The 20894-nt window shown below is 63.3% G+C and carries 21 protein-coding genes; 12 read left to right on the top strand and 9 right to left on the bottom strand.

Annotated features, from left to right (window positions below; all coding sequences use genetic code 11):
- Positions 1 to 16: 16 nt before the first annotated feature.
- Both CH306_RS17200 and CH306_RS17195 read right to left on the bottom strand, forming a co-directional pair.
- Positions 17 to 526, bottom strand: coding sequence for an O-acetyl-ADP-ribose deacetylase (locus CH306_RS17200; protein ID WP_094647325.1), 510 nt, complete (start codon positions 524 to 526; stop codon positions 17 to 19).
- Complete coding sequence (locus CH306_RS17195) at positions 523 to 1449, bottom strand: ADP-ribosylglycohydrolase family protein (protein ID WP_094647324.1); 927 nt, start codon at positions 1447 to 1449, stop codon at positions 523 to 525. The genes CH306_RS17200 and CH306_RS17195 overlap by 4 nt, the downstream gene beginning before the upstream one ends.
- Before the next feature lie 61 nt (positions 1450 to 1510).
- Here CH306_RS17195 and CH306_RS17190 point away from each other — a divergent pair, with 61 nt between their 5' ends.
- From CH306_RS17190 to CH306_RS17155, 8 genes are all read left to right on the top strand, one after another.
- The gene (locus CH306_RS17190) at positions 1511 to 2185 is read left to right on the top strand and encodes an NUDIX hydrolase (protein ID WP_094647322.1); all 675 of its coding nucleotides are present in this window, start codon (positions 1511 to 1513) and stop codon (positions 2183 to 2185) included.
- A gap of 48 nt (positions 2186 to 2233) precedes the next feature.
- Positions 2234 to 3400: a hypothetical protein gene (locus CH306_RS17185; RefSeq protein WP_094647320.1), complete on the top strand. Its 1167-nt coding sequence runs from the start codon at positions 2234 to 2236 to the stop codon at positions 3398 to 3400.
- A gap of 91 nt (positions 3401 to 3491) precedes the next feature.
- Positions 3492 to 4793 (top strand): T3SS (YopN, CesT) and YbjN peptide-binding chaperone 1, encoded by a 1302-nt coding sequence (locus tag CH306_RS17180; RefSeq protein WP_094647318.1) that lies wholly within the window; start codon positions 3492 to 3494, stop codon positions 4791 to 4793.
- 92 nt (positions 4794 to 4885) lie between these two features.
- On the top strand, positions 4886 to 5905 hold the full coding sequence (locus CH306_RS17175; protein WP_094630705.1) for an AurF N-oxygenase family protein: 1020 nt from the start codon (positions 4886 to 4888) through the stop codon (positions 5903 to 5905).
- A 47-nt stretch (positions 5906 to 5952) separates the two neighbouring features.
- Positions 5953 to 7551, top strand: a complete 1599-nt coding sequence (locus CH306_RS17170; protein ID WP_094647316.1) for an FAD-dependent oxidoreductase — start codon at positions 5953 to 5955, stop codon at positions 7549 to 7551.
- 181 nt (positions 7552 to 7732) lie between these two features.
- Entirely contained in the window at positions 7733 to 8542 is an 810-nt protein-coding gene (locus CH306_RS17165; protein WP_094647314.1) for a hypothetical protein, read from the top strand.
- 90 nt (positions 8543 to 8632) lie between these two features.
- The gene (locus tag CH306_RS17160; protein ID WP_143545388.1) at positions 8633 to 9931 is read left to right on the top strand and encodes a DUF2786 domain-containing protein; all 1299 of its coding nucleotides are present in this window, start codon (positions 8633 to 8635) and stop codon (positions 9929 to 9931) included.
- A gap of 20 nt (positions 9932 to 9951) precedes the next feature.
- Entirely contained in the window at positions 9952 to 11568 is a 1617-nt protein-coding gene (locus CH306_RS17155) for an AMP-binding protein (RefSeq protein ID WP_094647310.1), read from the top strand.
- Between the two features lie 9 nt (positions 11569 to 11577).
- On the opposite strand, the gene CH306_RS17150 is transcribed toward CH306_RS17155, so the two are convergent.
- The 3 genes from CH306_RS17150 to CH306_RS17140 form a co-directional block, all read right to left on the bottom strand.
- On the bottom strand, positions 11578 to 13173 hold the full coding sequence (locus CH306_RS17150) for an ABC-F family ATP-binding cassette domain-containing protein (protein ID WP_179272878.1): 1596 nt from the start codon (positions 13171 to 13173) through the stop codon (positions 11578 to 11580).
- 91 nt (positions 13174 to 13264) lie between these two features.
- A complete protein-coding gene (locus CH306_RS17145; RefSeq protein WP_094647308.1) occupies positions 13265 to 13966 on the bottom strand; it encodes an aminoglycoside 3'-phosphotransferase in 702 nt (233 codons plus the stop codon).
- Complete coding sequence (locus CH306_RS17140; protein WP_094647307.1) at positions 13963 to 14640, bottom strand: SanA/YdcF family protein; 678 nt, start codon at positions 14638 to 14640, stop codon at positions 13963 to 13965. Before CH306_RS17140 ends, CH306_RS17145 begins: the two co-directional genes overlap by 4 nt.
- A gap of 320 nt (positions 14641 to 14960) precedes the next feature.
- Here CH306_RS17140 and CH306_RS17135 point away from each other — a divergent pair, with 320 nt between their 5' ends.
- Positions 14961 to 16334, top strand: coding sequence for a dicarboxylate/amino acid:cation symporter (locus tag CH306_RS17135; protein ID WP_094647305.1), 1374 nt, complete (start codon positions 14961 to 14963; stop codon positions 16332 to 16334).
- Positions 16335 to 16394: 60 nt separating this feature from the next.
- On the opposite strand, the gene CH306_RS17130 is transcribed toward CH306_RS17135, so the two are convergent.
- The 3 genes from CH306_RS17130 to CH306_RS17120 all read right to left on the bottom strand — a co-directional run bounded on the left by CH306_RS17130 (position 16395) and on the right by CH306_RS17120 (position 18128).
- Positions 16395 to 16832, bottom strand: a complete 438-nt coding sequence (locus CH306_RS17130) for a hypothetical protein (protein WP_179272869.1) — start codon at positions 16830 to 16832, stop codon at positions 16395 to 16397.
- Positions 16804 to 17373 (bottom strand): DUF3558 domain-containing protein, encoded by a 570-nt coding sequence (locus CH306_RS17125; RefSeq protein ID WP_094647303.1) that lies wholly within the window; start codon positions 17371 to 17373, stop codon positions 16804 to 16806. Before CH306_RS17125 ends, CH306_RS17130 begins: the two co-directional genes overlap by 29 nt.
- 65 nt (positions 17374 to 17438) lie before the next feature.
- The gene (locus CH306_RS17120; RefSeq protein ID WP_256981192.1) at positions 17439 to 18128 is read right to left on the bottom strand and encodes a DUF998 domain-containing protein; all 690 of its coding nucleotides are present in this window, start codon (positions 18126 to 18128) and stop codon (positions 17439 to 17441) included.
- 110 nt (positions 18129 to 18238) lie between these two features.
- Between CH306_RS17120 and CH306_RS17115 the strand changes: the two genes are divergently transcribed.
- Positions 18239 to 18580 (top strand): ArsR/SmtB family transcription factor, encoded by a 342-nt coding sequence (locus CH306_RS17115; protein ID WP_032395060.1) that lies wholly within the window; start codon positions 18239 to 18241, stop codon positions 18578 to 18580.
- Between the two features lie 4 nt (positions 18581 to 18584).
- Positions 18585 to 19070, top strand: coding sequence for an SRPBCC family protein (locus tag CH306_RS17110; RefSeq protein WP_094647301.1), 486 nt, complete (start codon positions 18585 to 18587; stop codon positions 19068 to 19070).
- A 61-nt stretch (positions 19071 to 19131) separates the two neighbouring features.
- On the opposite strand, the gene CH306_RS17105 is transcribed toward CH306_RS17110, so the two are convergent.
- Positions 19132 to 20151 carry an SMP-30/gluconolactonase/LRE family protein gene (locus CH306_RS17105; protein WP_094647299.1) on the bottom strand — a complete coding sequence of 340 codons (1020 nt, stop codon included), beginning with the start codon at positions 20149 to 20151 and terminating at the stop codon, positions 19132 to 19134.
- Between the two features lie 87 nt (positions 20152 to 20238).
- Between CH306_RS17105 and CH306_RS17100 the strand changes: the two genes are divergently transcribed.
- Entirely contained in the window at positions 20239 to 20892 is a 654-nt protein-coding gene (locus CH306_RS17100) for a DedA family protein (RefSeq protein ID WP_094647297.1), read from the top strand.
- Positions 20893 to 20894: the final 2 nt, after the last annotated feature.

Raw genomic sequence — 20894 nt, 5'->3', positions numbered from 1 at the left:
GGGCGGTCCTCGACAGTCAACCCACCAACCGCCGCGTCAGGTCTGCGGCTTCGTGGGAGTAGGCGACCAGCATGACGAGGTCGACCGACGGCCGGGCAGCTTTGACTGCCAGGACTTGTTGGGTGACTGCATCCTGCATCGGCCACCCATAGGAGCCGCCGGAAACCAGTGGAAATGCGATGGACTTCATGTTCATCGACGCTGCCAGCGCCAGACTCCGGGCGTAGCACAGTCGCAGCAGCTCCGATCTGTCCTCGTGCGGGGAGTAGCGCGGGCCGACGGTGTGGATGACACAGCCGGCTCGAAGTCGGCCCGCAGTGGTGGCGACGGCTGCCCCGATGTCGAGGCCGTGGGGCAGGGTGGTGGCCCGCAGCGCCTTGCATTCTGCGAGGATCTCGGGTCCACCGGCTCGATGGATGGCACCGTCCACTCCCCCGCCGCCGAGCAATCGCGTGTTGGCCGCGTTGACGATCGCGTCTGCCGCCACGTCCGTGATGTCGCCCTGGACGACGTCGATGACTGTCATGAAAGCTCCTTCGCTGCAATGATGTTCGAGGTGATTCGGTCGAGGTCGTCGGCGCGCAATCCCGGGTAGCCGTGGACGATGTCGCGCCATTCGCTCGGCACCGCCGATGCGCCCCAACTCGCTCCGAGGAGTCCTCCGGCTATGGCCGCCGTGGTGTCGGTGTCGCCGCCGGCGCGGACGCACAGTTCCAGAGCGGCGGGCAGGGGCTGCTCCGCGTCGGCAGATCGGTGGATTGCCCACCACGCCGTTTGCAGAGCGTGGACCACCCAGCCGTTGTTTGGGAAGTCGGACGGCTGCCCCTCCTGTGCCTGACGAAGCAGGGGCTTCCAGAACTCGCGGACGTCGGCTTCGGCCTCGTTCACGAACTCGGTCACGCCGTCGTAGGTGGAGTTCACAATCGCGTATCGAATTGCGTGACTCCACAATTGACACGCTTGACCGGCACGGGGATCGGAGTGGGTGAGGGCACTGATCCGCGCCGCAGCATCTCGACAACCGGCCGGGTCGTCGAGGTAGGCCAGGGCAACCGGTGCCGTTCGCATGAGTGATCCGTTGCCGCCGGTTCTACCGGCCAACGACGCTGCCACCGCAGTCATATCGGCACCGTCGAGTGTCGGCTGCGACAGCACCAGCCGAGTCTGGTTCCCCACGTCCGGAGGGTTCTGGTCGAACCAGTCGCGAAAGTACCCGGCGATCTCGTCGACGTCGCCGCCCTGCTCGAGTGCGCGCGCGATGCAAAGCGCCATCGAGGTGTCGTCGGTCCATTCGCCCGGAGCCCAGTCGAATGATCCGCCGCCGATCATGGCGATGGTCTCCTCGGACGTGGGATACCCGAATTCGTATCCTGCGCCCAACGCATCGCCCACCGCGGTTCCGAGCAGAACCCCTCGCGCCCGATCGTGCTGAATGTCGGTCAACCGCATCTCTACCCCTTAGATTGATATTGCGCTAAACATAGATCACATCGGCGCTAAGATGCAAGGCATGACGTGGCGAGACAAAGACGGCAAGGCTCTGACCGACTATCCGCGCCCCTCGGTGGCCGTCGACGTCGCAGTACTGACCATCCGCGAACGGCGACTGCACGTCGTCGTCGTTCGGTCGGACCGCGGCCTCGCGTTACCGGGCACTTTCCTGCGGCCGTCGGAGACTCTCGCCGACGCGGCCGACCGCGCGTTGAGGACAAAGGCAGGCCTGATCGATCTCTCCTTCCATCAGCTGAGGATGTTCGACGGTCCTGATCGCGACGACCGCGGATGGGTACTGTCGATGGCGCACAGCGCAGCGATATCGGCTCGATCACTTGCTCCCACAACAGAATCGATGCCGATCGACGGCTCGGAACCGGTCTCGTCGCTGGCCTTCGATCACGGCGACATGGTGACCGAGGCGGTGCTCGACCTCCGTCATCGCTACGCGCGTGAGGTCGATCCCGCGCTGTTGACGGACGCTCGATTCACCCTTCTCGAACTCCGTGAGCTGTACGAGATCGTGTTCGATCGCCCGCTGCCGAAAGACACTTTCCGACGCCACGTCATCGGCTCGTTGCAAGGGACGGGCGCAACCTCGACCGCAGGTGGCGGCCGCCCCGCAGAGCTGTATCGCCGTGCCGCGGATCCAGCTCTTCCCGCGGCTGCGGGATCGTTCCTTCTTCGCTGAGGGCACGGATCGACGAAACCGGACATGCCAACAGATAAGCTGGGAGTCATGGGATCGAAGCGGCCTGCCAACCGCGGACAGAAACGCGCAGAAAAGACCAAGGCCCGGCAACGGCGTCACCAGCAATCCCGACCGGCCCCGACCGGTGCCGCCACCGAACGCATCGCCGACCTGATCGACGGTTTCGTCGAATGGCTCGACGAGAGCGAGATGTCGGAACAGTCGGAGGCCATCTCTCGGCTCGTGTCGTCGACACTGACCCAACTGGCCGGGGCGCGTCAGGGATTCTCGCCCAGCGCCTGGCTTCCCGCAGACGCGCACCTGCTGGTGGATGCGGCCGAACGGATCCTGCAGGAAGAGTCCGACACTGCGGAGGACACCGCGGTCAATCTCGTTCTCACCTCGCTGCAATACCTGACATTCCTCGACGAGACCGATCTCTGGGACGGCAGCCCCGAGGACTACGCGCACTGCATGGAAGACCTCTCGGACTTCCTCGAGGGCGACGAGCCCGACATGCTCGATGCCGACGACATCGACCTGCCAGACGTTTCCCTGGCCCAGGAACTCGCCGCGATCTCGGCGCTTCCCCTGCTGCCCGCCCTCGATGACATCGTCGCGCGTGTGGCCGATGGATTGGCGGTGGCCGACAACGCCGACCTGCAGGAGGCCGTCGGCTCGGCCCTGGTCGATCCCGCCCGACTCGATGTGGGTGCCGCGGTCGATTACTGGTCGACGGCCATCGCCACCGAATTGATTCGCATCGACGGAGACACCGCCCGTCCGGGAGACAACGCCCATTCGCTGGCCGGCCGTGGAGCCGAGACCGTGCACGAGCTGGTTGCCGAACACGTTCGCGTGCAGCTGTCGGGAGACGCCGACGACCCCGACGTGTCACGGTCGCTGGCCAACACGTTCGCGGTGCAGACGCTGCTGGCTGCCATGACCGACGAGCTGCCGATCAACAACGAGGGCGAGGACTACGCCGAGCTCGAAGGTGAGGATCTGCGTACGGCACAGCTGATCGACCACCGCGTTCGATCCCTCATCGAGCAGGGCATCCTCGTCAGGATCGAGGAAGTACTCGCCGTTCCGCACGCGTTGCGTCCGGCAGTGCTGGACGGTGTGGCCGAGGCGCAGCCGTTCGGTGTGATCGACGAGGAGTCGCAGGACGACCCGCTCTACGGCTCGGTCGAGGATTCGGCATCGTCGTGACAGCCCACGCGAGCGCCGAGACCCTGTCGGTGGTCGCCGCTAGCGTCACCGACTGCGCGTTACGTCGACGCGATCTGGGTAAGGAGCCGACATGAGCGATTCACTCGAGTTCGACTTCGACGTCGATGCTGCCTGGATGCACTTCCAGCGCAAGCTCGGCGATTACGTCAGCGCGATGCGCGACGGCGATGCGCTGGTGATCGAGTCGCGTTACGACACCACCGACGGCGTGCCCGACACCGCCGCCTGTGTGCAGTTCTATGCCTGGGATCTGGATATGGTCCGCTGCGAAATTCCCGCGAACGAGCATCTGCACAGTAGCCGTGCCATCACCGTCGAGCAGCGAGATGCGCTCAGCCATATCGGATTTCGCACGTCGGTCGATTCGGAGCCCACGGCACCACACGTCGACCGAAATCGCTCGTGGTCCGATGATCTGGCGAAGAAGACCGTCGCGGTGTTTCGCGACATCTGGGGTCTGCCCCACCCGTCCTTCCTGGGCTCACGCGCCACCGGTCGCTACGACGTCCCGAGTTTCGACGCCACCACCGCCGAGACCGACACGGCCGTCGTCCCACTGTGCGTGCAACCGAAGGGCAAGGAGCACCTACAGCAACTCGTCGACCGCGCCCTCGAGCCATGGTTCGGCTTCCCGCCGGATCACGACCCCGACGGCGACATCCCCCTGCGGTTCGCGGGCGGTACCGCGTACGTGTCGGTCAAGCCCACCGAACCTGTGGTCGAGATCAATTCGACGCTGGTGCACGCCGTATCCGGACGAACCCGCGCAGCCGAGTTGCTGGTCGATCTCAATCTTCAACTCCCCGACGTGATGCTGCACCTGGTGCAGGACTGCATCGTCGCGCAGGTGCGAGTGAGCGGGTCCCCCTTCGTTGCCGATCACCTGCTGTGGGCGGTGCGGATGCTCAGCCACGTGTGGGAGCAGGTCGACGAGAAGTTCGCCGAGGATTTCGGCGGCGCACTCGGGGAACCGACTCCGCCGTCGATCGACGCGGACGACTTTCCGGACGGGCTGCTCGAACTGGTCGAGCTTCTCGACCGGTCCGACGAATCCCTCGACCTCGACACCGTCCTCGGTCGTTGCTCCTCCGATCGCGATGTCGTCGTCTCCTACCTGCGCATCAGCGCCGAGCAGGAGGCGTCGTGGCGGGGTATCGCGGTCGCTGCAGACCTCGGTGACGAGCACTGCGATGTCGACGAGGCAGACCGAGAAGCCGGCAAGTGGGGCCGCGCGGTTACCGCTCTGCGCGAGGTACTGCGCAGCACGCCCGAGCAGGTCACGCCGGTGGTCGATCCGTCGGCGATCCAGTTGCAGCTGTTCGAGACCGACGAGGTGGCAGAGATCTCCGACGAGCGTTCGGACGAACAGTAGGCGGCGACCCAACAGGATTTCTTCTACGCGCTTCCCTTTCGTGTTAACTGGGGTTACATTAACCCTATGTTCGCACCTCGTTTGGAGAAGCCATGACACTGACGACAGGCACCACGTCCGTTTCGGTCGATACCGACACCACGGACGAACAGCAGTACAACGAGACACTCACTTTGCTGTCCGAGGGTTCTGTGCACAAGCACTTCGATCCGTACGTCGACATCGACTGGGAGTCCGAGAAGTTCGCGGTACCTGCGAACGATCCCCGCTGGGTACTCCCCGCCAAGACGGACCCGATCGGCGGCCACGACTGGTACCGCGCACTACCGCTCGAGAAGCAGATCGAGATCGGCATGTGGCGCCAGGCCAACGTCGCCAAGGTCGGTCTTCAGTTCGAGAACATCCTGATCCGCGGCATGATGCAGTACGTGTTCTCGCTGCCCAACGGCTCGGCCGAGGCACGCTACTGCACTCACGAATCCATCGAAGAGTGCAACCACACCCTGATGTTCCAGGAGATGGTCAACCGCGTCGATTCCGACGCCCCCGGCATGAGTCGGCCCATGAAGATGCTCTCGCCGTTCATTCCCCTGTTCGCCACGCTGCTGCCCGAACTGTTCTTCGTCGGCGTTCTCGCAGGCGAGGAACCCATCGACCACATTCAGAAGTCGGTCCTGCGGTCCGGTGAAGACATCCATCCGATCATGCAGAGCGTCATGGCAATTCACGTCGCCGAGGAGGCACGACACATCTCGTTCGCGCACCAGTTGCTGCGACGTCGCGTTCCCAAGATGTCCAAGGCCGGGCGGTTCCTGCTCTCGCTGGCCTTCCCGGTCACGATGCGCATCCTGTGCGACGTCATCGTCATTCCGCCGAAGAAGTTCTGGACCAAGTTCGACATTCCCAAGCAGGTGAAGAAGGACCTGTTCTGGGGCACCGAGGAATCACAGCACGCGCTCCAGGACTACTTCGGAGATGTGCGCATGCTGGCCACCGACACCGGCATGATGAACCGCGCTGCTCGCCTGGTGTGGAAGCTGTGCGGAATCGACGGCAAAGCGTCGCGTTTCCGTAGCGAACCCGACCGCAGCTCGAGCCAGTTCGCCGCATAGCCCTCTCGCCGCTCAGCCATTCTTGCCCCTGCCGTCAGGAACCCCTCATGCCCCACGTCGTCACCCAGTCATGTTGCAGCGACGCGTCATGCGTCTACGCGTGTCCCGTCAACTGCATTCATCCCACTCCAGACGAGCCGGACTTCCTGACGGCAGAAATGTTGCACATCGACCCGCAATCGTGTGTCGATTGTGGCGCATGTGTCTCGGCCTGCCCGGTCGACGCCATTGTGCCGCAGGCGAAACTGACCGAGGCACAACTGCCGTTCCTGACGATCAATGCAGATTTCTACAAGCAGGAGCGCCCGCCGCGGCCCATCCTGGCACCGGTCACACCTGCAGCCTCGGTATCGAGGGATCGTCAGCCGCTACGAGTCGCAATCGTCGGATCGGGACCGTCGGCCATGTACGCAGCGGACGAGCTGCTCACCCAACCCGGCGTTCGCGTCGATGTCTACGATCGACTTCCGCGGCCTCACGGCCTCGCCCGACTCGGCGTCGCACCCGATCATCAGAAGACACGTCAGGTGTCCCGGTTGTTCGAAACCATCTCCGCGCAAGAGGGATTCACCTACCACCTCGGCGTGGAGGTCGGCAAGGACGTCACCCACGACGAGTTGATGGACACCCACCATGCCGTGATCTACGCCGTCGGGGCATCATCGGATCGCGAGCTCCGCATTCCAGGAGCCGAATTGCCCGGGCGCAGTTCGGCGACCGACTTCGTCGCCTGGTATAACGGCCACCCCGATCACGCGCACCGCACCTTCGACCTTTCGCACGAACGTGCCGTCGTCATCGGTAATGGCAACGTTGCACTCGACGTCGCGCGCATTCTGACGATGAATCCGGATGCGCTCGCCCAGACCGACATCGCACCGTATGCCTTGGACGCCCTGCGCCACAGCGCAGTTCGTGAAGTTGTCGTCGTCGGCAGACGCGGAGTGGCTCAGTCCGCCTTCACGGTGCCCGAGTTCGCCGGATTGTTGACCGTCCCCGATATCGACCTGGCCATCGATCGCAGCGAACTCGCACTCGATCCCGTCACCGTCCGACTCGCCGCGACCGACGACCTACCCCACGCCGTGGCACAGAAGCTGCAACTGCTTCGCCACGTCGACGAATCCCCCGAGCACAGCGACGGCCGCAAGCGAATCACTCTGCGCTACCTTCTCTCTCCCACCAGAATCCTGGGCACCGACCGCGTGACGGGAATCGAGTTCGACCGAATGGGCCTCTCCGCGGACGGCGACGACGTGGTTCGCAGCACTTCGACCGGCGACGTGGAGAGCATCGAGGCCGGACTCGTCCTCACCTCCATCGGCTACCGCGGTGTCGCGCTTCCCGGAGTTCCGTTCGACGACCGGGCGGGCATCATTCCCAACACCGGCGGCCGTGTGCTGGAGGAATCCGGCGGGCAGACTGCAGTCGGCAGCTACGTCACCGGGTGGATCAAGCGGGGTCCCTCGGGATTCATCGGCACCAACAAATCCTGCGCTCAGGAAACCGTCGGCCATTTGGTCGACGACTTCAACGCCGGTCGCCTGCCGGATCCGATCGAGCTGCCCGACACCTGGCCGACCGGGGCGAACCGGGGCACGCTACGACGCTCGAAAGACAGGCTGCTTGCTCTGCGCCGCTCCTGATTGCTCACCTCGGTTGGGATCAATGCGCCTTTCCGTCACTCCAACTGCAAAGCCACATTCATCCGGGTGACGAAGGCCGCAGAACCAGGGAAGCAGTGTCGAGGTTGAAGCGTCGACCATCGGGGTAACCCAAGGCATCGGCCACCGATTCGCGGCGGGCCAACACCTCGAGGAGTACGAGATGACGGCCCTGCGACGCATCTTTACCAGGACTGCTGTCCCAATTGTCGGTATTGCCGTGGCGTTGGTGTGCGCAGTACCGGCCCAGGCTCTGCCGACGCCCGGTGACCTCGCAAATGTCCCGGCCCGAACCTCGATCTCGTACGAACACATCCCGACGGGGACCTACGTGGGCAGCGCGGAGGACAACTCGGCGCGCCCGGGACTGTCCACGGTCAAGCTCTACATGGCCGACTACGTCGTCCGCTTCGGCGACGGTTCGCCCAGAGACCTCGACCTGGCAGCCAGGATGGTCCAAGTCAGCGACGACGGTGCCGCTTCGACGCTCGACAACAAGTACCCACAGGCGATCTCGGCAACCGCCGCGGAATTCGGACTCACCTCTACCTCGCGGGGCGGTTTCTGGGGCAACTCGTCCACGAGCACAGCCGACACGGTGCGATTCCTGGCGGCGAAGAAGCGCACCGATCCCGCCAGCCCCGTCCTCGCATGGATGAACACCGCGGCTCCTGTGGCACGCGACGGAATGGTTCAGGACTGGGGCACCGAGCAATTGCCCGGCGTGACCGGAACCAAGTGGGGATGGGCCGACGACCGATCGAGTGTGGTGGCGTCCGCGTCGATCGGCGATGACTTCGTCATTGCATCCAATACATACGGACCGACCCGATCCAATACCGACGACGTCATGGCGGGCCTCGGCGGCATCGAATTGACGGCACCGCCCGCCGCCGCTACTGTTCCGAACCTTCCCGTGATACCCGGACTGCCGTCCGTCGAGGAACTACTGCAGATGCTCGCTCCTCGCTGACACGTTCGAATAGTTTGTCGGACCCCTCCCTTACTCTGCGTCTCACCGAACAGTTCGGGGACCACACCGGGGGACGTGGAGGGGACGACGATGAGTCGTATCGATCTGGACAGTTTTTTCAAGTACACGCGCGCGACGAACGCCTGGGAGGATGCCGACCCGAGCGAATTGCTCGCCAGCGGAATCGGTTTCGCCCAACTCGGATCAGCCGGGAGAGACAGGGTCCGGCTGGTTGCAGAACGCTTGGCCGCTGTGGGCGAGCAACAGAGTCGTCCGGTGCACGACCGCGCAGCGCGAACACTCGACGAGGCTCTCGACGCTGCTTTCGAGAATGGTTGGCAGCCGGCCGAACTGGTGCACGTAACCCGCCAGTGCGCCGGAGGCGACGCCACAGTGGTCATGGTCGAGGCTATCGGCGCACACGCGGCGCGAAGCTCGGCGGAGCGCCTCGCTCCGGGTTCCTGGCGTGATCAATTGTCCGAGCTGCACATCGAGTACGCAGGGGGCACGACGGCCGAGCGCCTTCGGCGGTGGCGGTCGTACAACCGACGATCGTCGGCGCAGTCCTGGTACACGCTGTTGCTCGTACTCGGTTGCGCGACGTGGCTGTTGCCCCTCGAGAAGCTCCTGCCCCCTCCGGCTCGATGGACCTCACAGTCGGCTGCGAGCGGCCCCGGACAAGCCACGGACTCGAAGATGCTCGGCAGAATACGAGGGCTGCTGGCCAAAGCCGAGTCGACGCAATTCCCCGCTGAGGCCGAGGCATTATCGGCCAAGGCCCAGGATTTGATGACCCGCTACGCGATCGACAGTGCGCTTCTCGACGCGGGGAACCATCGCAGCCTGATCGACGATGTCGTCACCCGTCGCATCATGGTGAGCAATCCGTACTCGAAAGCCAAACTGCTTCTGCTGCACTGCGTATGTCATGCAAATGGCACCAGGACGCTATGGAAGAAGAAGTACTTGCTCGCCAGCGTCATCGGCATGCCCGTCGATCTCGATCTGTGCGAGCTGCTGTACACCTCGCTGCTGGTCCAGTCGGCACGTGCACTCGACGAGGTCGCCGGATCTCCGACTACGCGCACACGCAGCTTCCGCAACGCATTCTTGATCGCATACGCCCATCGAGTCGGCGAACGACTCCAGGACGCACGCAAGCGAGCCACGGCGGCGGCAACACAGCAACACGGTTCTGCACTGGTGCCCATCCTGGCGAAGCGATCCGATGCCGTGAATCGTGTGTACGCCGCCCGGTACCCGGCGACGAAAACGATCAGGTTCAGCAGCAACAATGCGGCGGGATCGTATGCCGGCCGCGCTGCCGCCGAACGCGCCGACCTTACCGGTGGGCGCGAACGTATCGACAAATCCGATCTGGCCTCGTAGTGCGCGCTACATTGACTGCCATGACCGGTCTCGATACTCCCTTGACGCCCCTGCGCTTTCTCGAACGCGCAACGGAGGTCCACCCCCACAAGACCGCCGTGGTGGACGGGCCGAGGACATTCACCTACGAGGAGTTCGCCGCCACTGTCACTCGGCTCGCGCACGCACTGCGCGCGTCGGGTGTCGGCCATGGAGATCGGGTGGCGTACATCGCATCGAACTCGGCGGAGCTACTGTTCGCGCACTATGCGGTACCGCTGGCCGGTGCCGTTCTGGTCGCGATCAACACACGACTCTCACCGGACGAGGTTCGCTATATCTGCGATCACTCCGGTTCGGTTCTGCTGGTAGGTGATTCGGAGCTGCTGACCGGACTCGGAACGGATCCGATCGCCGACTCGGTCCGTGAGATCGTCGAAACACCCGCCGTCGACGGCACGTACGCGAAGCTGCCGCACACCACTCGTTACGACGCTTTCCTGGAGCGAGGCTCGGACGATTCGCTGGAGTGGGAGGTCGACGACGAGACCTCGACGATCACGATCAACTACACCTCGGGCACCACCGGTCGGCCCAAGGGCGTGATGTACACCCACCGCGGCGCCTACCTCAATTCGCTGGGAGAACTGCACCACCAGGGGTTCGACATCGACACCCGTTACTTGTGGACACTGCCGATGTTCCACTGCAACGGATGGTGCACAACGTGGGCGGTCACTGCCGCGTCGGGCACGCACGTCTGTCTTCGCGGCGTCCGCGGCGATGCGATCTGGTCCGCCATCGACAACGGCGTCGATCACCTTGCCGGTGCGCCGACCGTGCTGACCACTCTTGCCACTGCAGCGCAGGCACATTCGCTGGATCGCCCCCTGACCATCGTCACGGCCGGTGCTCCCCCGAGCCCGACGATCATCGGCAAGATTCGTGCGTTGGGCGCAACGCTCGTGCACGTCTATGGACTCACCGAGACCTACGGTCCGTACTCAGTGTGCGAGGCGAAGCAGGAATGGCTCGAACTGGACGGCGACGAGCAGGCTCGACGCTTGGCTCGGCAGGGAGTCGGCATGCTCACGGCCGACCGTTTGCGTGTAGTACGCGACAAAGCTGGTGTCGGCGGAACGCTCATCGACGTGGAACCCGACGGCGTGGAGATGGGTGAGATCGTCATGCGCGGCAACAACGTCATGAAGGGGTACTACAACGACACCGCCGGCACGACAAAGGCTTTCGCCGGCGGCTGGTTCCATTCCGGCGACCTCGGGGTGATGCATCCGGACGGCTATGTTCAGTTACTCGATCGAGCCAAGGATGTCGTCATATCCGGCGGCGAGAACATTTCGACGATCGAGGTGGAACAGGCACTTGCCAGCCACCCCGCCGTCGCCGACGTCGCAGTGATCGGGGTACCCGACGACAAGTGGGGAGAGCGACCGAAGGCATTCGTGGTGCTGGCGCCGGGCGCGGACGCCTCCGAGGCCGAGCTCGTGGCACACGTGAAATCTGCCATCGCCTCGTACAAAGCCCCGCGCAACGTCGAATTCATCGTCGACCTGCCGAAGACATCGACCGGCAAGATCAGAAAAAAGGAGCTGCGCGACGCCGAGTGGGGCACGTCCGCGTCGAAGATCAACGGGTAGCCAACACCGTTACGCCATCTGCACGCCCGCGATTTCGGTGACGCCGCCCTTGCCGTCGAACGACAGCTGCCGGAACGCTACTTTTTCGACGAAGAATCTGTCGTGGCTCACCAGGATCACCGCGCCCGGAAACGCCATCAGGGCACGTTCGAGAACCTGGGTGCTCTGCAGGTCGAGGTGGTTGGTGGGCTCGTCGAGAACAATGACCCCTGCGCCGAACAGTAGGCACTGAGCCAGAGCCACTCGCGCCTTCTGGCCACCGGACAGAACGCCGATCTTCGATTTGAGGTCCATCTCGGAGAACTGCAGCAACGTGAGAAAGCGGTGGACTTCCTTCTTCGTCGCCGTCAGAGCGAGACTACCCGGCATCGCGTTCACCGAGTGCGACACCGTGTCATCGAGATCGAGATCGGCGAGCACCTGGTTGTAGTAGATGAACGAGGGCGCTTTGGTCTTCCATTTGATCTTGCCGCTGTCCGGTTGCTCGGCACCGACGAGGATGTCGACGAGGGTCGTCTTGCCGCATCCGTTCGGTCCGGTGATGGCGATACGGTCGCCGCGATGGACGGTGAACGAGATGTTCTCGAAAAGTCGTTGCTCGCCATAGCTTTTGGAGATGCCCGTGATCTCGGCCAGGTTGTCGTGGACGTGCAGTCCGCCGTAGATCGCAGTGACCACCGTATCGACCGGACGCGGACTCTTGCTCTTCTTGATGTTCGCGAGCCGACGCTTGAGCACCCCGCTGGGGTTCTTCACCGCTTCCTTGCGATCGCTGATCGCCTCCTGCTCGTAGGCCAGCAACTGTTGCTCGTTGCTGAACTCACGTTCGAGGTTCTTGAGTCGAAACTGTTTCTGCTGAACGTATTCCGAATAACTACCGTCGTACGTCTGCAGGTGATGGTTCTCGATTTCGACGATGCTGGTGACGACCTGCTCGAGGAATGCGCGGTCGTGCGAGACAACGAGAAGCGCGCCGCGGAAATCGCGCAGCCAGCGCTCGAGCCACGCGATTCCGGCAACATCGAGGAAGTTCGTCGGCTCGTCGAGTAGCAGAACGTCGGGCGCTTCGATGAGGATCTTGGCCAACGCTGCGCGGTTGCGCCAACCACCGGACAGTCGATCGACAGGAAGCTCACGTCGTTCGGCGTTGAATCCGAGCATCGACAGCACCGTGTCGATCTGCTGGTGGTAGGTCCAACCGCCGCTGTTCTCCATGGCGTCGAGCAGTTCGGCTTGGCGGTCGACGAGCTTGTACATCTGCTTCTCGTCCAGGTCACCGCCCAATGCGGCCTCGACCTCGGCCAATTCGGTCTCGATCGCGTGGACAGCGCCGAACAGCGATTCGAGCTCCGCTTGAATGCTGCGATCGCCGTCCAGTTCGGAGAACTGAGAGAAGTATCCGATTCGTGCGCCCTCGGTGACGTCGACGGTTCCGGAATCGGGTGTCTCACGCCCGAGAAGAAGCTGCAGCAGGGTGGTCTTGCCCGTTCCGTTGCGCCCGATCAGCCCGATGCGATCACCGTCGGCGAGACGAAAGAACACCTCGCGCAGCATCACCTTCTGGTCGTATCCCTTGGCAACGTCGTTCAAGCGAATCCAGCTCAAGCGTCCACTTCTCCTGAATACACGGGTCCGCTGAGTAGTCGAACCGGGCTCGCTCACTCTAGCCGCGCGCGGCTCCGTTCGATTCTGCTGCTCACGTGGACTCCCACAACCACAGGTAGTAAGCGAGGCGCTCACTGTCGAGGTCGATGCCGTACGCGTCCAAGAAGGCCGCGCAGTAGTCGCGTCCGAAGTTGTACTCGGTGCTCCAGATTGCCGGTGCCAGGTCTGCCCATCGATCGGCGACGCCCATGGTGCCCATGTCGACGTGTGCTGCCCAGGATCCGTCGTCGGTGATCAGGGTGTTGGGCATGCAAGCGTCACCGTGGCACACGACGAGTCGATCGATCGGCGGCGGTTCGACCGGCAGGTCGCGATCGCCGATGCGAGAGATCACCGACCAATCGAACGGGCATTGTGCGACGGGGACAGCATCATGAAACGCCCGAAGGCCGGTCGCCGCCCCTCGAACTGCGACAGCCGGGTCGGTCTTCCACCGATCGGCTACCGCGTTCCCCCACGGCAAGGCCCCGGTCACCATCCAGGAGCCCGAGTCATCGGAACCGGTGTCGAGGACCTCGGGCACCGGGCTGTATCGAATCACCCACTGCAGACGACGCCTCTCCTCCTCCAAGTCGATCGAGGCCGCGACCGGCGTCCACTTGACGTAGCGTCCTGTGCCGAGACGAAAAGTCAACCCGCCCAGTTCATTCGACCACACCGGCTCGATATCGTCAGGTCCCGCCAAGTCTCGCACCACGGTCGGGACTGTGATGTCGCCGTCGGGCACACTCATCGATCGGTGATGTTCGCAAGAGAATCGACGGGCGGAGACACCACCACGGGGTCGCGACCCGACCACAGATCCAGTACCGCTTTGGGGCGCGCCAGCAACTCTCGCGCGTAGTTACGCACCACCGCAAGGGTATTGCAGTCGATGCACTCGGCCGTGACTCCGTCGATGTCGAGGTCCATGTCCTCACACAACGCTACTGCTCGCGACACGTGGAGGGGTTGGCTGATGATCAGTCCCCGTTCGACGCCGAACGTCTCCTTTGCGCGGGCGCAGGTGTCGTAGGTGTCGATGCCGTGATCGTCTCCGATGATCACACTGGGGTCGATTCCGTGCTCGATCAGGTAGTCGGTCATGGCTTGAATCTCGTTGCCGGAGTTGCCGTCCGCGTCACCAGAGACCAGGATTGCCTTGATCTTCCCCGCTGCCATCAAGGCAATCGCCGTGTCTAGCCGTCCGGCCAGAAATCGCATCGGCTTGCCGTCGCGCACCTGTGCACCCAGGACGATGGCCACCGGCGCGTCCGGCGCATCGTCGACGTCGTAGACCTTCCCCGCCGTCGCATACGCCACCCAACCGGCCGATGCCAGAACGACGGCAACCAGGGCCGCGACGACCGCGCAGAAGGCACCGACGAGTCGCCGGCCCAATCCTCGGGGCTTCGATTCGGTACTCATGATCTCGTTTCGTCGTCGTCAGGAAACCTCAAGCTAACCCACGAATACGGCGACCGAGGGTCGCCGCAGCGCACCCATACCGATTCCACAGTGATCCCTCAGAGCCCGCCCCTGCTTGATTGCACAGTTCGGAGGCGGAGTACCGTTCGATCAGTGAATCCGCTGCTGACCTCTCGACGGTATGTCGACTTGCGTCTGCAAGCCAGCGCTACCTGTTGACGGTCCTCCAGACCGCAACCCCCTGAAGTTCGGCCCATCGGCCGAACAGCACTTCTGTCGCCCATCCCTGGCGATACCTCTCCTTTTCGAAAGGCATATCCATGTCTGCGCCCAGCGCTACCCGAACGCGCCGTGTCCCTACCTGGGCAACCGCATTCGGTCCACAGATCATTGCCGGACTCATTCTCGGAGTCGTATTCGGACTCATCGCCCGATCGATGCCCGACGCCGCCGACGGGAACGAGAACTGGTTGGTCGGCACCCTGTCGACCATCGGTTCGAGCTACGTCAAACTTCTCACCGTCGCGGTGATCCCGCTGGTGTTCACGGCGATCGTCAGTTCCATCGCCAACCTGCGCGAGGTCACCAATGCTGCCCGTCTGGCGATCCAGACGCTGTGGTGGTTCGCCATCACGGCATTCATCGCCGTCATCATCGGCATCGTGATCGGGTTGGTCGCGCAGCCCGGCTCGCGTACCAGCGCGGGCGCAGATTCGGCGGGCGATCCGTCGAGCGTCGGGTCGTGGTGGTCGTTCCTCACGGGGCTGGTGCCGAACAACTTCCTCGCGCTCGGTGCGAGGACCACGGTCGCCGACAGCGGCACCGCAACCACATCGCTGAGCTTCAACATCTTGCAGTTGCTGGTCATCTCTGCTGCCATCGGCATCGCTGCACTCAAGGTAGGCAAGAAGGCCGAGCCGTTCCTCGAGTTCAACGCGTCACTTTTGGCCATCGTGCAGAAGGTGCTGTGGTGGATCATCCGCTTGGCACCGATCGGCACCGCCGCTCTCATCGGCAACGCAGTGGCGACCTACGGCTGGGATGCCATCGGTTCACTCGGAGTCTTCACCGTGTCGATCTACGTCGGCCTCGCCGTGGTGTTCTTCGTGGTGTACCCGTTGATCGTTCGCGCGCACGGCCTTTCGGTGCGCAACTTCTATTCGGGAGTGTGGCCGGCCACCCAGCTGGGCTTCGTCTCGCGTTCGTCGATCGGAACCCTGCCACTCACCGAGCGCGTCACCGAACGCAACCTCGGAGTTCCGCGCGAGTACGCGTCGTTCGCGGTACCTCTCGGGGCGACGACCAAGATGGACGGTTGCGCGGCAATCTACCCCGCAATTGCAGCGCTCTTCGTCGCTCAGTTCTACGGCATCGATCTCACCATCACCGATTACCTGCTGATCATCGTGGTGTCCGTGATCGGTTCCGCCGCAACGGCAGGAACAACGGGTGCGACGGTCATGCTCACCCTCACGCTGTCGACACTCGGGTTGCCGTTGGCCGGCGTCGGTCTGTTGCTTGCGGTGGAACCGATCGTCGACATGGGACGCACCGCAGTCAACGTGACCGGTCAGGCATTGGTGCCGACCATCGTCGCCAAGCGTGAGGGAATTCTCGACCTCGAGCGCTACAACGCTCCGCGAAACGGTGACCCCTTCGTCGACGAGGAAGCGGACGTGGAACTCGCTCGCTGACAGAGCAATTCGATCTGCGATTCCCGACGACCCAGCACCTGGGTTGTCGGGAATCCGCGTCTATCGCGGTGGTGACAGAGCTTCGACCGCGGACGCGGTGTCTGTATCGGTCGCCTCGACACTGGCGAAATAGTGTCGAAAGAACTCCCGCATCGTCTTGATGATCTCGATCTGCTGCTTGATCGCGAAGCGCGCGGAGCGTTCTTCGCCGACCGCGAGACGATGGAACTTGGCACCGAGCATCTGGGCCGAAGGCAAGTCGCCGAATGCTTCGGGAGATGACAGCATCTGCGTGAACTCGAGTTGCTTGCTCAGATCCACAAGGTAGTCCGCGCAGACTTTGTCGCATTCCTGCGCAATTTCAGTCTCGACGTGCAGTTCACCCGCAGCAGCCTGGTCGCGCACCGATTGCCAGTAGAGGAGATTGTCCGTAAAGCCCTGCGTATTGCCAGTCACCAGAATCACCAACTCACTTCGGTAGAAACGCTTCGAGATCACTTGCGTGTCTGCTGACTTCCCTGCACGGGTCTCCCACGGTCTCTTCAGATCCGATTGTGTCGAGCTTGAAGATGATCAAGTTGCCGCCTGCGTCGAGCGCAATGTCGCACCCGTCAGGCAAGTCGCTCTGGTAAGGAGCGTGGTATCGAACGGCATCGCGTGAACCGACGCGTACGGGAACCTGTCGGTCGTTTTGCGGGCTGTTCAGGTACTCGTCGATTGAGTTCTTCGATGACATAACCGCCAAGTAGTACCAAGGTTTTCCAGACGGCCCGTCCCACGTGCAGTTCTTCCAGCCGGGGTAAGTCCCGATTCCCGCAAAGTCCGGTCTCTCGGTACTCACGTCCAATCCACTTGCCGTCACGGCAGATTTCGGAATGGTGCATGGATCGAATGGCTCCGGACCGGCCGCCACCGTCGTCGATTTCGTCGAGGCGTCTCCACTCGCGATCGGGCTGCCCTGCGTCGGGCCCCCACACCCTGTCAGCACCAGCGCCGGCGCACAGACCACCGCGAGCAGACGCCCACCCACCAGCCGCATTTGTTCAACCTCTCGACACAGACGTCACTGAACGGTTGGACGCGACGCGTGCTCGATCGGTTCCCTCAGACAGGCTGAGAGGCTCGCAGCTCCCGAGTCGCCTTCGAGGTGAGGCTCCTTCGTTCTGCCGCCCACACCCACAGCGCCAGCGATATCAATGCGATCACTTCGGCGACGACGAGCACCCGCTCCACGTAGCCGAGTGTGACTACGCGGTACCAAGGCCGCGAGCCGGTTGCTCCCACTGCCAGCGCGTAGGCGATGGGCATCAGAGTCACGAGGGAGAGCGCGCTGAGTCCCATGGTCACGCGGGCGCGCACTGCCCACACGGTGTCCCGAAGCCAGGGCCGCGAGAACGCGAACACCGCGACCGGGATGCTGACGAACGCCACGGCAGCCCCCAACCTGTGGATCGTCCCGCCGAGGCTCAGGGAGGCGTCGTTCGACCAGTCCTGCTTCGGCACAGCGACGACGGCAATGAGCCCCACGGTCCACAGCGTGAGGAAGATCGAGGCGGCTGCACCAGGCCGAGTGAGACGATGTCGAATCGCGGACGCGAGGGTGAGTGCAGAACCGAATGCGAGCAGTACGACGCCGATCGAGAACACCCACTGCTGCGCGCCGAGTCCGTATTCGCTGATCGTTCGGCGCAGATGGGAGGGCGTATGCCATGCAGTGTGGATATCGAGAACCAGCACCACGAGTGCGCCCAGCACCATCGTCAATGCGCCGATCATGGCCGGTCCAATCGGCACAACGCCTCCCCTCTCGCACGGCGTCGATCGCCGTCCCGCACTCCATGTTGCCTGAAGGTTCGGGCGTACCCCCTTGACCCGAGAGAAAGGCGGGCATAACCTACAACCAAATGGTTGTAGATGAGTTGAGTGACGACGAGGTCGATCGCCTGTTCCAGGCGTTCGCCGACAAGACCCGGCGTGACATCGTCGCGAGGGTCACTGTCGGCGAACAGTCGGTGTCGGAATTGGCGGCTCACTACGCCATGAGTTTTGCCGCTGTGCAGAAGCACGTCGCCGTTCTCGAACGCGCCGACGTGATCACGAAACACAAGCGTGGCAGGGAGCAGATCGTGCGAGTTCGATTGGACACCATCGCACGAGCCCGCGCACTGCTCGACGCATACGAAGAGATCTGGCGACGTCGAGTCGACCGGATCGACGAACTACTTTCCCACGACGAGAAAGGCTGAATCCATGCCGTTCATCAGCTCCCACAAGGATGCGGAGACGTTGACCATGACGATGGTCGCCGAGTTCGACGCAAAAGTCGAACGGGTGTGGCAGATCTGGGAGGACCCTCGACAACTCGAGCGCTGGTGGGGACCGCCGACGTGGCCCGCGACCTTCGAGAGCCACGACTTCGTTCCGGGCGGAAAAGCGTCGTACTACATGACCGGACCCGAGGGCGAAAAAGCCGCCGGCTGGTGGCTTTTCACCGAGATCTCCGCGCCGACCACACTGTCCTTCGACGACGGTTTCGCCGACGACTCCGGCAATCCGTTGTCGACGATGCCCGTCACCCACGCCACCGCGACCCTCGAAGACGTCGGTGGCACAACACGTATGACCATACGTTCGCGATTCGACAGCCTCAGCCAGCTCGAAGAACTCGTCGAGATGGGCATGGACGAGGGTATGGCCCTGGCACTCGGTCAGATCGACGCCATCGTCGCCGACTGATCGTTGTGCACGGAAACTCGGACTCGGCGACGAGTTTCCGTGCACGTGCGGCGCAGCCGCTCTACTCCGGAACCGAGCTGACGGTGAACGGCTCGACGGGCTCTCCCCCACGCTTGTCGAACTGACTGTTCACCACGTACAGCCGATCGTCCATCGCTGCAACGGTTGTCGGATACGCGAACGATGCGTCGGTGATCTCGCCGGTGACCGCGCCGGTTCTTCCGTCGTCGTCGAGATCCACCTTCGCGATGAGACCGTCGCGATTGCGAACGACGTACAGCGTGTCGTCGTCCATCTCCATCCCGTCGCCGTTCATGAGTGTCGCTCCCCCGAGATCGACCTGTGTGACCTCCTTGGAAGTCTTGTCGATCCGATACAGGTTGCCGGTGCTCGACTGCACGACGATCAACGCAGATTCGTCGTCGTTCTCCACGATGCCGTTGGCGTTGAACCCCTCCCCGTACGCGAACGGAGTGCCGTCGAAGCTCACGAACGTTTCCAACGGTCCGTCCTGCGTTCCGGCGGTCATCTGTTCGGCGGGAATGCGGTACAACGCCGGGCTGCGCGAGTCCGTGACGTAGGCATCGCCGTTGTCGGCAATGGCGACGTCGTTGAGGAATGTCGCGTCTGCACCGAGACCGTTGGTGAACGTGGCCACCAGGTCACCGGATTCGGCGTCGTACACCCACACCTTGCCGGTGGCTCCACCGGCGATCACCAGGTAGTCGGCGCGATCGTCGTCATCGGTCACATCGATACCCGCAGCACCGGTGCGTCCGTCCGCGCCGCCGGGTAGGAACACCGACACATCGGGAGATCCGACGGTTCCGCGGAACACCGCTCCGTCGGACGTCGACGTCACGTAGAACGTGTCGTCCGCGGCGGTGATGCCCTCGGGGAACACTCCGCTACCGGGCAGGTCGTAGACCGTTGCGGTGCTCGAACTCGATGGCGTTGCCGCCGACGAGGAGGAACCGCTCGGGGTGCTCGGTGCCGGCTCGGCCGAATCCGAGGACCCGCAGGCACTCAGCAGGAGTGTGGCAACGGCAACAGCGGGGACTACTCGGGAGACTCGGTTCACACCGTCGAGTGTTCCATATGTCTCAATTCTCGGGCATTTGTCCTGGTGAGCAGATTTTCCTGGCGTCGGTTTCGTACAGTCGTTGCCATGAGTGCCCTTTCCTCCCTTGCCGCAGCCGACAGCGACCTCGGAGGGATCGCCGGATGGGCAGTGAGTTTGATGGAGGCCATCGGCGGCCCTGGGGCCGGAATCGCCGTCGCCGCGGAGAACTTCTTCCCGCCCCTTCCCAGCGAGATCATCCTCCCTCTCGCCGGGTTCACCGCGTCGCAGGGCGGCATGACGCTGCTGAGTGCGTTGTTCTGGACGACGGCAGGCTCGGTGATCGGCGCACTCGTCCTGTACTGGCTCGGCATCAAGCTCGGCCGCGATCGGATGTATGCCATCGTCGAGAAGATGCCGTTCGTCGGCACCGAGGATCTGACCAAGGCAGAGGACTGGTTCACCCGTCACGGTCGGTCGGCAGTGTTCTTCGGCCGCATGATCCCGGTCGTCCGTTCGGGCATATCCATCCCGGCCGGCGTGTCCCGGATGCCGATTCTGCAATTCACCCTGTACACCACTCTCGGCAGCCTGATCTGGAACTCGATCTTCGTACTCGCCGGCTACTTCCTCGGCGAGAACTGGCATTACGTGGAGAACTACGCCTCGGTGTTCCAGTACGTCGTCATCGGCGTAGTCGTCGCGCTGATCGCCTGGTTCGTGGTGAAGAAGATCAAGTCCAGACGCGTCGAGGTGCAATAGCC

The sequence above is a fragment of the Rhodococcus sp. 15-725-2-2b genome (genome assembly GCF_002259075.1).
GTDB lineage: Bacteria > Actinomycetota > Actinomycetes > Mycobacteriales > Mycobacteriaceae > Rhodococcoides.
This window is presented reverse-complemented; position numbering and strand designations above follow the sequence as displayed.

What these genes read in the sequence shown, in the direction of transcription:
- CH306_RS17200 (WP_094647325.1), bottom strand. Translation starts at nt 526, where the DNA reads ATGACAGTCATCGACGTCGTCCAGGGCGACATCACGGACGTGGCGGCA.
- CH306_RS17195 (WP_094647324.1), bottom strand. Translation starts at nt 1,449, where the DNA reads ATGCGGTTGACCGACATTCAGCACGATCGGGCGCGAGGGGTTCTGCTC.
- CH306_RS17190 (WP_094647322.1), top strand. Translation starts at nt 1,511, where the DNA reads ATGACGTGGCGAGACAAAGACGGCAAGGCTCTGACCGACTATCCGCGC.
- CH306_RS17185 (WP_094647320.1), top strand. Translation starts at nt 2,234, where the DNA reads ATGGGATCGAAGCGGCCTGCCAACCGCGGACAGAAACGCGCAGAAAAG.
- CH306_RS17180 (WP_094647318.1), top strand. Translation starts at nt 3,492, where the DNA reads ATGAGCGATTCACTCGAGTTCGACTTCGACGTCGATGCTGCCTGGATG.
- CH306_RS17175 (WP_094630705.1), top strand. Translation starts at nt 4,886, where the DNA reads ATGACACTGACGACAGGCACCACGTCCGTTTCGGTCGATACCGACACC.
- CH306_RS17170 (WP_094647316.1), top strand. Translation starts at nt 5,953, where the DNA reads ATGCCCCACGTCGTCACCCAGTCATGTTGCAGCGACGCGTCATGCGTC.
- CH306_RS17165 (WP_094647314.1), top strand. Translation starts at nt 7,733, where the DNA reads ATGACGGCCCTGCGACGCATCTTTACCAGGACTGCTGTCCCAATTGTC.
- CH306_RS17160 (WP_143545388.1), top strand. Translation starts at nt 8,633, where the DNA reads ATGAGTCGTATCGATCTGGACAGTTTTTTCAAGTACACGCGCGCGACG.
- CH306_RS17155 (WP_094647310.1), top strand. Translation starts at nt 9,952, where the DNA reads ATGACCGGTCTCGATACTCCCTTGACGCCCCTGCGCTTTCTCGAACGC.
- CH306_RS17145 (WP_094647308.1), bottom strand. Translation starts at nt 13,966, where the DNA reads ATGAGTGTGCCCGACGGCGACATCACAGTCCCGACCGTGGTGCGAGAC.
- CH306_RS17140 (WP_094647307.1), bottom strand. Translation starts at nt 14,640, where the DNA reads ATGAGTACCGAATCGAAGCCCCGAGGATTGGGCCGGCGACTCGTCGGT.
- CH306_RS17135 (WP_094647305.1), top strand. Translation starts at nt 14,961, where the DNA reads ATGTCTGCGCCCAGCGCTACCCGAACGCGCCGTGTCCCTACCTGGGCA.
- CH306_RS17125 (WP_094647303.1), bottom strand. Translation starts at nt 17,373, where the DNA reads ATGCGGCTGGTGGGTGGGCGTCTGCTCGCGGTGGTCTGTGCGCCGGCG.
- CH306_RS17115 (WP_032395060.1), top strand. Translation starts at nt 18,239, where the DNA reads ATGGTTGTAGATGAGTTGAGTGACGACGAGGTCGATCGCCTGTTCCAG.
- CH306_RS17110 (WP_094647301.1), top strand. Translation starts at nt 18,585, where the DNA reads ATGCCGTTCATCAGCTCCCACAAGGATGCGGAGACGTTGACCATGACG.
- CH306_RS17100 (WP_094647297.1), top strand. Translation starts at nt 20,239, where the DNA reads ATGAGTGCCCTTTCCTCCCTTGCCGCAGCCGACAGCGACCTCGGAGGG.